Annotated in this window: 13 protein-coding genes; 5 read left to right on the forward strand and 8 right to left on the reverse strand. The window is 66.7% G+C overall.

The features are described 5' to 3' along the window. Nucleotides 1-118: 118 nt before the first annotated feature. Nucleotides 119-784: a GntR family transcriptional regulator gene (locus BLT73_RS02285; RefSeq protein WP_090520459.1), complete on the reverse strand. Its 666-nt coding sequence runs from the start codon at nt 782-784 to the stop codon at nt 119-121. A 128-nt stretch (nt 785-912) separates the two neighbouring features. Here BLT73_RS02285 and BLT73_RS02290 point away from each other — a divergent pair, with 128 nt between their 5' ends. From BLT73_RS02290 to madM, 4 genes are read left to right on the forward strand one after another with little or no spacing between them, the layout of a single operon-like run. Further along, entirely contained in the window at nt 913-2,247 is a 1,335-nt protein-coding gene (locus tag BLT73_RS02290; RefSeq protein WP_090520461.1) for a malonyl-CoA decarboxylase, read from the forward strand. A gap of 40 nt (nt 2,248-2,287) precedes the next feature. After that, nucleotides 2,288-3,796 carry a malonate--CoA ligase gene (locus tag BLT73_RS02295; RefSeq protein ID WP_090520462.1) on the forward strand — a complete coding sequence of 503 codons (1,509 nt, stop codon included), beginning with the start codon at nt 2,288-2,290 and terminating at the stop codon, nt 3,794-3,796. A gap of 60 nt (nt 3,797-3,856) precedes the next feature. Next, nucleotides 3,857-4,252 (forward strand): malonate transporter subunit MadL, encoded by a 396-nt coding sequence (madL, locus tag BLT73_RS02300; protein WP_090520464.1) that lies wholly within the window; start codon nt 3,857-3,859, stop codon nt 4,250-4,252. Between the two features lie 2 nt (nt 4,253-4,254). Beyond that, on the forward strand, nt 4,255-5,019 hold the full coding sequence (madM, locus tag BLT73_RS02305) for a malonate transporter subunit MadM (RefSeq protein WP_090520465.1): 765 nt from the start codon (nt 4,255-4,257) through the stop codon (nt 5,017-5,019). Between the two features lie 49 nt (nt 5,020-5,068). Here madM and BLT73_RS02310 read toward each other — a convergent pair whose 3' ends face one another. The 7 genes from BLT73_RS02310 to BLT73_RS02340 form a co-directional block, all read right to left on the reverse strand. Then, on the reverse strand, nt 5,069-6,739 hold the full coding sequence (locus BLT73_RS02310) for an ABC transporter permease (RefSeq protein WP_090520467.1): 1,671 nt from the start codon (nt 6,737-6,739) through the stop codon (nt 5,069-5,071). A gap of 42 nt (nt 6,740-6,781) precedes the next feature. Continuing rightward, nucleotides 6,782-7,807 carry a Fe(3+) ABC transporter substrate-binding protein gene (locus tag BLT73_RS02315; RefSeq protein ID WP_090520469.1) on the reverse strand — a complete coding sequence of 342 codons (1,026 nt, stop codon included), beginning with the start codon at nt 7,805-7,807 and terminating at the stop codon, nt 6,782-6,784. 110 nt (nt 7,808-7,917) lie between these two features. Continuing rightward, nucleotides 7,918-8,985, reverse strand: a complete 1,068-nt coding sequence (locus tag BLT73_RS02320; protein ID WP_090520471.1) for an ABC transporter ATP-binding protein — start codon at nt 8,983-8,985, stop codon at nt 7,918-7,920. A gap of 162 nt (nt 8,986-9,147) precedes the next feature. Next, entirely contained in the window at nt 9,148-10,083 is a 936-nt protein-coding gene (gene hutG / locus BLT73_RS02325) for a formimidoylglutamase (protein WP_090520472.1), read from the reverse strand. Further along, nucleotides 10,076-11,620, reverse strand: a complete 1,545-nt coding sequence (locus BLT73_RS02330; protein ID WP_218132495.1) for a TRAP transporter large permease — start codon at nt 11,618-11,620, stop codon at nt 10,076-10,078. The genes hutG and BLT73_RS02330 overlap by 8 nt, the downstream gene beginning before the upstream one ends. Beyond that, nucleotides 11,613-12,134, reverse strand: a complete 522-nt coding sequence (locus tag BLT73_RS02335) for a TRAP transporter small permease subunit (RefSeq protein ID WP_090520475.1) — start codon at nt 12,132-12,134, stop codon at nt 11,613-11,615. The genes BLT73_RS02330 and BLT73_RS02335 overlap by 8 nt, the downstream gene beginning before the upstream one ends. Further along, entirely contained in the window at nt 12,134-13,216 is a 1,083-nt protein-coding gene (locus BLT73_RS02340) for a TRAP transporter substrate-binding protein (RefSeq protein WP_090520477.1), read from the reverse strand. The genes BLT73_RS02335 and BLT73_RS02340 overlap by 1 nt, the downstream gene beginning before the upstream one ends. A gap of 230 nt (nt 13,217-13,446) precedes the next feature. Here BLT73_RS02340 and BLT73_RS02345 point away from each other — a divergent pair, with 230 nt between their 5' ends. Next, complete coding sequence (locus BLT73_RS02345; protein WP_090520478.1) at nt 13,447-14,121, forward strand: histidine utilization transcriptional repressor HutC; 675 nt, start codon at nt 13,447-13,449, stop codon at nt 14,119-14,121. Nucleotides 14,122-14,127: the final 6 nt, after the last annotated feature.

The following is a 14,127-nucleotide window of genomic DNA, read 5'->3' on the forward strand; positions in this document are numbered from 1 at the left end:
CCGCCAGCCGGTCATGGCCCCGGCGTCATGTCGCCCGGGCCCGCAAGCATGTCGGGCATAGCGCCGGAACCGGCGGCTGTTCAAGCACCGCGCGGGCAGCGGGACGCTTTGTCCCCAATCAGACCGGATCGAGCCGGAGCGCCGCAACGAGTTCGTGGAACCGCTCCCCCTGAATGACGACATGCGCGTTCATCTCCGTCGCCGCGCGTTCCGCATCGCCAGCCTCGATCATCTGCACGATCCGGCGATGTTCATGCAAGGACCGCATCATCCGCCCGCGCAACTGCACCTGCCTGCGGCGATAGGGCTGAAGCATCGTCTGCATCCGGCGCGCCTCGGCTTCCAGGAAGCGATTGCCGGAGGCCGCGTAGATCGCGTGATGGAAATAGGTGTTCTGGTGATAATATTCGTCGCTGTTCCCGGTCTCGGCCGCCGTCTCGCATCCGGCCAGCGTTTCCCGGATCCGCCAGATGTCGTCGGCACCGGCGCGGGTCGCGGCCAGCCTTGCGCTCATCGCCTCAAGCTCGGCCATCACCTCGAACCGCTCGGTCAGCTCGACCACGTCCAGACGGGTCACGAAGCTGCCCCGTTTCGGCTCGATGCGGACGAGACCGGAGACCTCCAGCGCCTGAAGCGCCTCGCGGATCGGGGTGCGCGAGCAGGCGAATTCCGCTTCCAGCTTTTCCAGATCCAGCTTGTCGCCCGGCGCGAATCGGCCCTCGACAATCGCGTTTTCCATCGCCTGCCGGATCTGCGGCGCGGTCATCCTGTTCTTCACTGTCATGCGTCGGTCCGGTCAAGTTGCTGTCGCCACGCGGAAATTCTGACGGTTTCGCGCCTCATGTCCATCAAACTTTCTGTTATATACATCAGGTGGTGATTTATGTATAAGAGTTGCAGGGAGGACGAAGCATGGCGCGACCGAAACTGGCATTTCTGAACGATCTGGCGCAGGCGATCATGGGCGGCGACCGGCGTGAGAAAACCGCGCGGGGCAGCGACGAAACGGCGCTGCGCAAGGCCCTGGCCCGCCCGCCTGCGGAACGTCTGGTCGCCGCCTGCGAGGTGCTGATGGGCCGCATCGGCGACGCCGCGCGCGTGGCCGTGGCCGAACAGGCGCTTGCCGCCTATGCCGAGCAGGATCGGGACGGCAAGCGGCAGTTCTTCTGCCTGCTGCGGGACGGGTTCAATCCCGACCCGGACGCCATCCGCTCCGCCTTCGCCGCATATGACAGCGACCCGACCGCGGATACGCTGGTGCCGCTGTTCGATGCTGTCGAACCGCCGCGCCAGACCCTGCTGCGGCGCCTGAACACCGCACCGGGGGCCACGCTTAGGCTGGTGTCCATGCGGGCCGAGCTGCTGGCGGAGATCCGCAAGGATCCCACGCTTGCGCCGGTGGACAATGATTTCGCGCATCTCTTCGGCTCCTGGTTCAATCGCGGCTTTCTGCGGATGGAGCGGATAAGCTGGTCCACCCCGGCCGAAGTGCTGGAAAAGATCATGCGCTACGAGACCGTGCACCCGATGACCGGGTGGGAAGATCTTCGCCGCCGGCTCGATCCGGCAGATCGCCGGTTCTACGCCTTCTTCCACCCGGCCACCGGCAACGAACCGCTGATCTTCGTCGAGGTGGCGCTGACCCGCGACACCCCGGACCGGATCGCACCCATCCTGAATGCCGCCAGCGAGGGGTCGGCAGAGGATGCCGATACGGCCGTGTTCTATTCGATCAACAACACGATGCGGGGCCTCAAGGGCGTCTCCTTCGGGAATTTCCTCATCAAGCAGGTGGTCGCCGAATTGTCGGCGGAGCTTCCTTCGCTCAAGACCTTTGTGACCCTGTCTCCGGCACCCGGATTTGCCGCATGGCTGGCCGGGCAGGACGATCCCCGCGCCACGGCACTTGCCGAACGTCTACGCAAGGACGACTGGCAGGACAACCCGGAGCGGCAGGCGGAGCTGAAGCCGGAGGTCGAGGCCCTCGCCGCAAGCTACTTCACCGCCGCCAAGGGACGGTCCGGCCAGCCCCTCGATCCGGTCGCCCGGTTCCACCTGGGTAACGGCGCATCCGCCTGGCGGGTCAACTGGCCGGCCAACCTGTCGCCGGGCGCTCTCGACTCCGCGCACGGGCTGATGATCAACTATCTGTACGAACCCGGCGCCATCGAGGCGCAGCACGAAGCATTTGTCCGCGCCGGCACGATCGCAACCGGCAAGCCGCTTGCCGCGATCCTGGCGCGCTGACACATCACTGACTTGTTGAACTGCATATGGGAGGATACCGATGCAGACCATTTACGAAAGCTTTCTCACCTCGGCAGAGGCGCAGCCGGACAAGGCTCTGTTCCGCCGCCCCGATCAGCCGGATGTCAGCTATGCGCAGATCCGTGAGCTGACGCAGAAACTTGCGGCGGTGCTGACCGGGATTGGCGTGCAGCCGGGCGACCGGGTCGCGGTGCAGACCGATAAATCGCCGGAAGCCATCTGCCTCTATCTGGCGACGTTGCAGGTCGGCGGGGTCTATCTGCCGCTGAACACCGCCTATACCGGCGCGGAGATCGACTATTTCCTGGGCGACGCATCGCCCCGGCTGTTCGTCTGCACGCCCGCCAGCCTGGACCAGCACAAGTCGCGCGCCGGCGATGCGCTGAGCGTCGAGAGCCTTGGCGCATCCGGCGATGGTAGCCTGGCGGAGCTGGCCCGCGACGCGGCCCCGATGACCGAGGCAGTCGCGCGCGAAAAAGACGACCCGGCCGCGATCCTCTATACATCCGGCACCACCGGACGCTCGAAAGGCGCGGTGCTGACCCACGGCAATCTCGCCTCGAACACCGAAGCGCTGCTGCAAAGCTGGCATTACAGCGCGGAGGACGTGCTGATCCACGCCCTGCCGATCTTCCACACCCACGGATTGTTCGTCGCGGTCAACATGACCCTGGTGGCAGGGTCGAGCCTGATCTGGCTGACCAAGTTCGATGCCGATCAGGCGGTTTCGCTGATGTCCGACGCCACCGTGCTGATGGGCGTGCCGACCTTCTACACGCGCCTCCTGAAATCCGACCGGCTGGATCGCGACGCCACGCAGAACATGCGGCTCTTCGTCTCGGGCTCGGCCCCGCTTCTGGCCGAGGATCACCGCAGCTTCGAGGATCGGACCGGGCATGCGATCCTGGAACGCTATGGCATGACCGAAACCTGCATGATCACCACCAACCCCTATGACGGCGCGCGCAAGCCCGGCGCGGTGGGCATGGCGCTGCCGGGGATCGAGATCCGCGTGACCGACCGCGAAACCGGCAAGGCGCTGCCCGACGGCGAGATCGGCGCGATCGAGGTGCGCGGCCCCAACGTGTTCGAGGGCTATTGGCAGATGCCCGAAAAGACCGCTTCGGAATTCCGCGATGACGGGTTCTTCATCACCGGCGATCTGGGCCAGATCGGCGAGGACGGGTATCTGCGCATCGTCGGCCGCGACAAGGATCTCGTGATCTCGGGCGGCTACAACGTCTATCCCAAGGAAATCGAGGCGCTGATCGACGATCTGCCCGGCGTGCTGGAAAGCGCCGTGATCGGCGTGCCGCACCCCGATCTGGGCGAGGGCGTGACCGCCGTGGTCGTGCCGCAGCCCGGTGCCGCGCCGAGCGAGGACGACATCTTCAGCGCCATCGGCGACAGCCTCGCGCGCTACAAGCAGCCCAAGAAGATCATCTTCGTCGAGGAGTTGCCCCGCAACGTGATGGGCAAGGTTCAGAAGGCCGAGCTGCGCAAATCCTACGCGGAGCTTTATCGCTAGTTTTCGCGACCGCACGGCGGGGGGAGGCCCGCCGGCGGCCGTATTTCAGGGAGGAATTCGATGATTGTTTACGGTGTCGCCGTTCTGGCGGCCTGCCTCATTGCGGGCATGATCGTGGGGGATGCGCTCGGCGCGCTGCTCGGGGTGGAATCGAATGTTGGTGGGGTCGGCTTTGCCATGCTGCTGCTGATCTTGCTGACCGACCGGCTGCGCCGCGCCGGCCAGTTTCCCCAGCACAGCGCCGACGGGGTGCTGTTCTGGAGCGCGATGTATATCCCCATCGTCGTCGCCATGGCCTCGATCCAGAATGTCGTGGCCGCCGTCGGCGCCGGGCCGGTCGCGCTGTTGGCCGGGGTGCTTGCCACGGTGCTGTCCTGGGGGCTTGTCCCGGTCCTGTCGCGCATTGGCGGCGCGGAGCCGCCCCTGCCCCCGATCAGCGAAGAAGCGGAGGTGTAAGCATGGAATTGGTCTCCGACGTTCTCATCAAGAATGGGCTGCTTTTCGCCTTCGTGGTGGTCGGCGCGGTGATGTGGCTGAGCTATTACGTCTCGCATCACCTGACCCGCGGCCGGCTGCACGGCTCGGCCGTCGCGATCATCATGGGACTGGTGCTGGCCTGGCTGGGCGGGCTGTTCACCGGCGGCACCAAGGGTCTGTCTGACATTCCGCTGTTCGCAGGTCTCGCCATCATGGGCGGCTCGATGCTGCGGGACTTCGCCATCGTCTCGACGGCCTACGGTGTCGATCTGCAGGAGATTCGCAGGTCCGGCATGGTCGGTGTGCTGTCGCTTCTGCTGGGCATTGTCCTGTCCTTCGTTGTCGGCGCGGCGGTGGCATTGATGTTCGGCTACAACGATTCGGTCAGCATGACCACGCTGGGGGCCGGGGCCGCCACCTATATCGTGGGGCCGGTGACCGGATCGGCGCTTGGCGCGTCGAGCGAGATCGTGGCGCTGTCGGTCGCCGCGGGGCTGGTGAAATCGGTGCTGGTGATGATCGGCACCCCGTTCATCGCGCCCTATATCCGGCTGAACAATCCCAAGGCGGCGATGGCTTATGGCGGGCTGATGGGCACGACCAGCGGGGTCGCGGGCGGTCTGGCCGCCACCGACAAGCGGCTGGTGCCCTATGGGGCAATGACGGCCACCTTCTATACCGGGCTTGGCTGCCTGCTGGGACCGTCGGTCATGTATCTGATGATCCGCACGGTGATGGGCGGCTAGGATCGGGGTCGCAAGGGGCCGGGTGCGGGGGATGTGCCCGCGCCCGGCCTCAGTCGCGCCGGCCGACCCGTGCCAGCATCACCACCGGCAGGATCCCCACCAGCACGATCGCCAGGGCCGCGAGGGCGGCATCCTCATAGGTGCCGCGTGCGGCCTCGGCGTAAAGATGAGTCGACAGCGTCTCGAAATTCAGCGGGCGCAGCAGTAGCGTCGCAGACAGCTCCTTCATGCAATCCACGAAAACCAGCAGCCCCGCCGCCGCCATCGCGCCACGCGACAGCGGCAGATGCACGCGCCACATGGCACCTGTCGCCCCGCTGCCCAATGCCCGCGCGGCGTGATCGTAACTGCGCGGGATGCGGCTGAACCCCGCCTCGATCGAGCCGACCGAGATGGCCAGGAACCGCGCCAGATAGGCATAACCCAGCGCGGCACCCGACCCGATGATCAGCAGCCCGGTCGAGACCCCCAGAACCTGCCGCGCCGTCTGGTCGATCCAGCGATCCAGCCCGGCGGAAATGATCAGGATCCCCAGCGCCAGCACCGTGCCCGGCATGGCATAACCCAGCGAGGCGATGCGTTGCAGCGCCAGCATGTCGCGCTTGGGCCGCAGCCGCGCAGCATAGGCCACAACCAGCCCGCAGAGCAGCACCGCCAGCGTCGCTGACGCCGACAGGATGAAGGTGTTGGCCGCCTCGGTCACCAGCGTATCCGACAGCCCGGCGAACCGGAATCGCCGCCACGCCTCCGAGGCCAGGAACAGCGCGGGGAACACGAAACCCAGCAGCACCGGCGCAAGCCCGACCGCAAGCGCCGCCAGCCCGGCTCCGCCGCTGAGCCGCCTCGGCTCGAAGCTGCGCGACCGCTGCGCGCTGACCGAGAAACGCTGCCGCCGCCGTGCCCACCGCTCCAGAGAAACGAGCAGCACGACCAGCAGGATCATGGCGAGCGAGATCTGCGCCGCGCCGGGCAGATCGGACCGCGTCACCCAGGTCGTGTAGATGGAAATGGTCAGCGAGCGCACGCCCAGAAATTCCGACGCGCCGATATCGTTCAGCGTCTCCATCAGCGCAAGGCTCATCCCCACGGCGATGGCCGGTCGGGCGAGCGGCAGCGCCACCCGGCGGAACACCTGCGCCCGCCCGGTGCCCAGCGTGCGCGACACCTCGACCAGATTGGCGGCCTGGGTCATGAACATCGCCCGCGTCGGCAGGTAGACATAAGGATACAGCACCAGGCTGAGCAGGATGATGGCGCCCGCCATGTTGCGGATATCGGGCAGGCGGAAATCGCGCGGGCTGTCATAGCCCAGCACGGCGCGGATCGCCGATTGCACCGGCCCGATCGGATGCAGCATGTCGAGATAGGCATAGGCCACGATATAGGTCGGGACCGCCAGCGGCAGCAGCAGCGCCCATTCCAGAACCCGCCGCCCGCGGAAATCATAGGCCGTCACCAGCCAGGCCATGGTCGTCCCGATCACCGCGACCAGCACCCCCACCCCGGCCAGCAGGATCGCGGTCTGCGACAGCGCATGCGGCAGCACGTTCGCGGCCAGATGCGACCACAGCCCCGCCGAGCCGCGCGCGGCCTGCCAGATCAGTGCCAGCACCGGCAGCAGCATCAGCGCGGCGATCACCGCGCTCAGAACGATCCAGACCCTCCCGCGGATGCGGAAGGGTCTGGCCGGGATCTCCTGCGGCGCAAGGGCGAGCGTCATCGCGTCATCCGGCAGGGCCCGTGCGTTTCGGACAGGGCCGGATCAATTGTCGAAACCGACCTTGTCCACCAGCTCGCTGGCTTCCTTGCGATAGGTGACGATCTCGGTCAGCGGGATCGTGTCCACGGTCAGCTCCCCGAAGGATTCGACCATCGGGTCCAGCGGCGCGCCTTCCTTCACCGGGTGCTCGTAATTCGCCTCGGCATAGATCTTCTGCGCCTCGTCGGAAACCAGATATTCCAGAAGCTGGATGGCCTCGTCCTTGTTGGGCGCATATTTCGCGATGGCCGCGCCGCTGATATTCACATGGGTGCCGCCATTCTCGAAGGTCGGCAGGATCACCTTGATCGCATCGCCCCATTCCGTCTGCTCGTCGCCGCCCGCGCCCGAGCGCATCCGGCCGACATAGTAGGAGTTGGCGACCGCGATGTCGCAGATCCCGCCAAGGATGTCGCGGGCGCTGTCACGGTCGCCGCCGCCGGCCTGACGGGCCAGATTGTCCTTGATGCCGGTCAGCCATTCTTCGGTGGCCTCGGCCCCGTGATGAGCCAGATAGGCCGAGAAGAGCGCCGTGTTATAGGGATGCTGGCCCGAACGGATGCAGAGCTTGCCCTGCCATTTCGGGTCCGACAGCTCCTCATAGGTGATCGCGTCCAGATCCAGATCCTTTGCGGCATAGACCACGCGGGCGCGGGTGGACAGCGCCACCCACTGGTTGTCGGGGTCGCGCAGGTTTTCCGGGACCGCCGCATCCAGCACCTCGGAGTCGATGGGCTGGGTCAGCCCGCGCTCGGCCAGATCGGCCAGGTTGCCGGCATCGACCGCCATCAGCACATCGGCGGGCGAGCTTTCGCCCTCGGTCTCGACCCGCTCGGCCAGCCCGTCCTTCAGGAACACGGTGTTGACCGCGATGCCGGTGGAGTCGGTGAAGGCCTCCAGCAGCGGCTCGATCAGCCCCGGCTCGCGCGAGGTGTAGATGTTCAGCTCCTGCGCCGCGGCGGCGGTCGCACCGCCGGTCAGGGCGGTGGAGGCGATCAGGACTCCGGTCAGGCGGGCGGCAATCTTCATTCCAACATCTCCAATTGGGAAACCGACAAAATCAATCGGTTACTTCGGTGTCGCCGCCCTGCTAGCGTGCCAAAGCATTTCAGTCAACTATTTCTTGCAGGTGATTTTCGTCAGTTCCGCGATACAGGTTCTGCAAAAACATGCACTTGCGCGCCATTCAGTTGCAGATGCACCTGCTCGCCGATCTTCATCGGGATGCGCTCATGGCTGTGCATCCGCAGCGGTTCGGCCAGCGGATGCACGCTGACATCGATCTGCTCGCTTTCGCCCAGGAAGGTCTTGCCGAGGATGCGGGCGACGATGCCTTCGCCGTTTTGGCCGATGGTGATGGCCTGCGGGCGGATACAGGCCAGTGCCAGCGCACCGTCCGGCAGGTCCAGATTTCCCGCGAACCGGCCGATCGGGGTCTCGATCTCGCCACCCGCCCAGATCCCGGTCAGCCGGTTGCACGGCCCCATGAACTCGGCGCAGTAGGCCGAGTTCGGACGGTCGTAAATGTCGAAGGAACTGCCGATCTGCTCGATCCGGCCCTGCTTCATCAGCACGATCTGGTCACCCACCGCCAGCGCCTCCTGCGGGTCATGGGTGACCAGGATCGCCGTCGTGCCCAGCTTGCGCAGCGTGTCCACGGTCTCGCGGCGGACCCGTTCGCGCAACCCCTGGTCCAGATTGGAAAACGGCTCGTCCATCAGCAGGATGGCGGGCTGCGGCGCCAGCGCGCGGGCCAGCGCCACGCGCTGCTGCTCGCCCCCCGACAGCGCATAGGGGAACCGGTCCAAGAGATGAGCGATCCCGATCCGCTCGGCGATATCCGTGACCCGCGCGCGCCGCAGATCGCCGGGCAGATCGCGCAATCCGAAGGTCAGGTTGTCCGCCACGCTCAGATGGGGAAACAGCGCGTAATCCTGGAACATGAACCCGATGCGGCGCTGCTCCGGCTCGACGAACACGCCCTCGCCGGTGATCTGACGCCCGGCCATGAAAATCGCGCCGCTCGTGGGCCGCTCCACCCCCGAAATCAGCCGCAGCAAGGTCGATTTCCCGCAGCCCGATTCGCCCAGCAGGCAGGTGATCTGCCCCGCCGGCACCTCGACCGAGATGTCTTTCAGCACCTCATGGCGCCCGAAGCGGCAGGAGATCCGGTCGAGTTGCAGCGGCGGAGAGATCGGGTCGGGCATCGGCGTTCCAGACGGCATCGGGTGGCGCGACCCTGATGAGAGTGCAGGCGGGGCGCCCGCCGCGGGCCGGTTCCACCCGCTTTAATGCGAGCGGCACGGAAAGGTCCAGCAATTGCCGCAATTCGTGACTCTGTCCGCAGGGCGCGCCGCGGCTTTGGCCGGTCAGTCCTGCCGCGAATCTCCGCGCCCCAGCAACAGCCGCCGCCCCAGCAGCGCGGCGCTGCGCGCGGCGCATCCGCTCGGGTCCAGCCGCGGCGAAAACTCCACCATATCCGCCACCGGGACTGTGGGCGCACAGTCAAACACCATGTCGATCAGCGCCTCCACCACATGCAGCGGCACACCGCGCCCGGCGGGCGCGCTGACCGCCGGCATGACCGCATGCGGCAGCACGTCCAGATCCAGCGTCAGATAGACCTGATCGACCCGCGCACACAGCGCCTCGACCGCCGCCCGCGCCGGCTCGGCGCCTGATTGCAAAGCGCGGTCGGCGACAACGCCGACCGACCACTCCGCCGCCCGCTCGCGCAGCGCCTGGGTGTTGGCCTCTTCCGACAGACCCAACACGAGATAGTCGAAGCCCTCCGGGTCTTCGGCGCGGATCTGGGCGAAGGGCGTGCCGGAGGACGCACCCTCTGCGCCGGGGTTCCGAATATCCAGATGCGCGTCGATATTGACGATCCCGATTCGCCCGGCGCGCGCGCGCCGCAACCCGCCCCACGAGGCGAAGGCGGTCTCGTGCCCGCCGCCGAGCACGACGGCGCGATCATGCCGGACAAGCCCCTCCGCGATCCTCCGCGCCATGGCCGCCTGCCCGTCCGCCAGATCGGACCCGGTCACGCCGACATCGCCCAGATCCGCAAATCCCGGCCAGCCGGCCGGCACGGCCAGCCCCGCCATCGCCGCGCGCAGCGCCGACGGACCTTCAGCCGCGCCGGGCCGGCCCTTGTTGCGGCGCACCCCCTCGTCACAGGCAAATCCCAGCAACGCGACCCTCGCGCCATCGGCACCGGCCCGATGATGCAGGCGCAGCGCATTCGGACCGTCCTCCGGGTCGCTGCGTCCGGTCCAGGGCTCGGGCGGCAGGATCTCAGCCATAAAGCCATCCCGGCAGCCATGTCGCGATCACCGGCAGCAGCCAGACCACCGCCACCGCCGCGGCCTGCAACGCCAGATAAGGTGCCACACCGCGATAGATCTGCCCCGTCGAGACCTCGGGCGGGGCCGCGCCGCGCAGATAGAACAGCGAGAACCCGAAGGGCGGGGTCAGGAAGCTGGTCTGCAGGTTGATCGCGATCAGCACCGCCAGCCAGATCGGATCATGGCCCATGGTGATCAGCACCGGCACCACCAGCGGCAGCAGGATCACCGAGATCTCGACGAAATCGAGAAAGAAGCCGAGGATGAAGATCAGCCCCATGGTGAACAGAAGCGCCCCTGTCGGCCCGCCCGGCATCTGCTCCAGCAAATCCGCCAGCCGCTCCTCGCCACCCAGCCCGATGAACACAAGCGAGAACATCCCGGCCATCAGGATGGTGGCAAAGATCATCGCGCTGACCGTGGCGGTTTCGGTGACCACCGCGGCCAGCATCCCGCCCAGCCTGACGCGCCAGGCGGCGAGGCCCAGCACGATCATCGACAGCACCGCCAGCACGGCATAGCCCAGCCCCAGCATGAACTGCGCTTGGGTCAGATCGCTGCGCTGCATCCGCACCGGGGCCGCGCCCGCCGCGATGGCCAGTGCCAGAAGCGCGCCGAAGCCCAGCCAGAATTGCCATGCCGGCATCCCGGCGTGACGCCCCGCCAGCAACAGCGCGCCCGCCGCACCGACAGCGCCCGCCTCGGTCGGAGTCGCGATGCCGCCCAGTATGGCGCCGAGCACCGCGACGATCAGCGCAATCGGCGGCACCACGGCTGCCATGACCTCCCCGGCCGTTGGCCGGCCGCCTTCGTCCATCACCGGCGGCATGTCGTTCGGGCGCAGCCAGGCGCGGACCACCAGATAGATCAGGTAGATCCCCACGATCGCCAGACCCGGCAGCATCGCCGCGGCGAAGGTCTGCCCGACAGAGATGGTCTGGATAGAGAACTTCCCCTGCGCATATTGCGCCTGCTGATAGGCTGACGACATCACGTCCGACAGGATGATGAGCAGCGTCGAGGGCGGGATGATCTGGCCCAGCGTGCCCGCCGTGCAGACCGTGCCGCAGGCCAGCGGCACGTCATAGCCGTTGCGGATCATCGTGGGCAGCGCGATCATCCCCATCGCGATCACCGTCGCCCCGACGATGCCGGTCGAGGCCGCCAGCAGCGCGCCGACCAGAACCACCGAGATGCCCAGCCCCCCGCGCCGATGCCCGAACATCCGCGCCATCGTCTCCAGCAGCCGCTCGGCAATGCCGGAGCGTTGCAGGATCACCCCCATCATCACGAAAAGCGGGATGGCGATCAGCGTGCGATTGGTCATGATGCCGAAGAAACGCTGGCCGATCGCCCCGAACAGCGCGGTCTCGAACCCGCCGGTCAGCCAGCCGATCCCGGCGAACAAAACCGCGACGCCGGAGATGGTGAAGGCCACCGGATAGCCCAGCAGAATGCCCACGATCAGCGCCGCGATCATCCACAGATCAAGCATGCGGCGTCTCTCCCTCGCCGTGTCCGGTCAGCCGCGCCAGGTCGCGCAGGATCAGCGCGATCCCCTGCACCGCCATCAGCGCGCAGAAGGCCGGGATCAGCGATTTGAGCAGATAGGAAAACGGCAGACCGCCAACCGAAATCGCCCCCTCGCGGATCGCCCATGAGGCGCGGATGGCAGGCCAGCTCCACCAGGCGATCACGGCGAGGCTGGGCAGCAGCAGCAGGCAATGCCCCGCCAGGTCCAGCAGGGCCTTTCCGCGCGGCGGCCAGCTTGCATAGAAGATATCGACCCGGACATGCCGGTCGATCAGCAGAGTATAGCCCGAGGCCAGCATGAACAGGCTGGCATGGGTGTACAGCACCGCCTCATCCGCCCAGATCGCGCCGATCCCGAACACGTAACGCAGCAGCACAATGGCGAACTGCACCGCCAGCAGCAGCAGCGCCAGCCAGCGGACCGTCTGGCCGGTGATCCGATTGATCGCGTCCAGACCGTCCGCCAGCCTTAGCATCAGACGCCCATCGCCGCGGCGCGGGCATTGATCGCACCGGCCTCGGATTGCACCTGGTAGCCGGCGATCAGGTCACGATAGGCCATGAAGCTCTCGGTAACCTTCTTCGTGGTCTCGTCGCCCGCCAGCAACTCGTCATAGACCTCGCCTGCGGCGGTCCACATGGCGGCCAGCACGTCGTCGGGCAGGCGGTGCACCTGCACGCCGTCATTCGCCACCAGCTCGCTCAGCGCGCGGGCATGGTTGGTCAGATACTCGGTGAGCACCTCGTTATAGAGGCTCTCGCAGGCCGCCCGCACCGCCGCCTTCAGATCGTCGGGCAGCGCCTCCCAGCTTGACAGATTGACCGCACATTCCTCGGCCGACCCCGGCTCTCCGATGCCGGGCCAGTAGTAATTCTTGGCAATCTGCTGATAGCCGACGGCGGCATCGGTCCACGGCCCGATGAACTCGCCCGCATCGAGCGCGCCCGACTGCAGCGCCTGGAACATCTCGCCGCCCGACAGCGCCTGCACCGACATGCCCAGCTTGGTGCACATCTCGGAGGCGAGCCCGGTCGAGCGGAAGCGCAGCCCCTTCAGGTCCTCGGCCGAGTTGATCGGCTCGCGGAACCAGCCCGCCCATTGCGGGCCGGAATTGCCGCACAGGAACGGCTTCAGCCCGAACCCCGCATAGACCTCGTCATAAAGCTCCTGACCGCCGCCATAGCTCATCCAGCCGACCTGCTCGGTCGCGGTCAGACCGAAGGGCTGGCTGCAAAACAGCAGGATCGCCTTCGACTTGCTGCCCCAATAGCTGGGCACCGCATGATACAGATCCGCCGTGCCCTGCGACACCGCGTCGAAAACGCCATTGCCCGGCACCAGCTCGCCCGCGCCGAAAAGCTGCACCTCGATCCGGCCGCCCGAAAGCAGCGTGATCCGGTCGGCCAGCTTCTGCGCCGCCACACCCGGCCCGGGCAGGTTCTTCGGCCAGGCCGTGACCATCTTCCATTGCAGCACGTCCTGCGCAATCGCGGGCGCGGCCACGGCGCTCGCCGCGGCGCCGATCCCGGCCGTCCTCAGGAAATTCCGTCTTTTCATCTCGCTCCTCCCTCTCCGAGCTGTCGATTTATCCGGGCGATCTGCCCGGCCATCCAAGACATCGCAATCTCGCGTCAGACCCGTTCCGGTCTGCGTCATCCCCCGATGCGGCGCCGCAATCCGAATCACGGCTGGCGCATCTCCCCTCATATGTTTAAACATATTTTTCATTTGTTCAATCTTATTTCTCGCTTCTCAGCCGAGGCAGAAAGCGATTAGGATCGCAAGGGATGATGAAACGCTTTGCCGCCATACGCGACGAGATGCTGCGCCGGATCAATGACGGCGACTGGCCGGTCGGGCATGAGCTGCCGACCGAACCCCAGCTTGCCGCCGAATTCGGCGTCGCGCGCGGCACGGTGCGGCGGGCGATGGATGCGCTCTCCGAACAGGGGCTGGTGGAGCGGCGCAAGCGTGCCGGCACACGCGTCGCCGCCCGTCAGGCCCATGCGTCGCGGATGAGCATCCCGATCGTGCGCCACGGGATCGAGGCGCGCGGCGACACATATGGTTACCGCCTGCTGGACCGGCGCATCTCCAAGGCGGATACGGCATTCGGCGGGCCGGCCGGGATGCTGCATGTCGAATGCCTGCATCTGGCCAACAATGTCCCGTTCCAGCTTGAGGAACGCCAGATCAGCCTCGACAGCCTGCCGGAAAGCGCCGAGGCCGATTTCAGCCAGCAAAGCCCGAATGAATGGCTGGTCAGCCTGATCCCGGCCACCGATGTCGAAACCACGCTGCGGGCGGATGGGGCGTCGGATCACGTGGCCGAGCGGCTGGCGCTCTCGCCCGGCGCGCCGATCTTCGTGCTGGAACGCCGCACCTTCCTGAACGGAGAGGCGCTGACCCAGGTGCGCATGTCCCACCCCGCATCGCTTTTCTCGATCACCACGCGCAACTGACGCGCG

Origin of the sequence: Paracoccus isoporae, assembly GCF_900101865.1 — a bacterium.
Lineage (GTDB): Bacteria > Pseudomonadota > Alphaproteobacteria > Rhodobacterales > Rhodobacteraceae > Paracoccus > Paracoccus isoporae.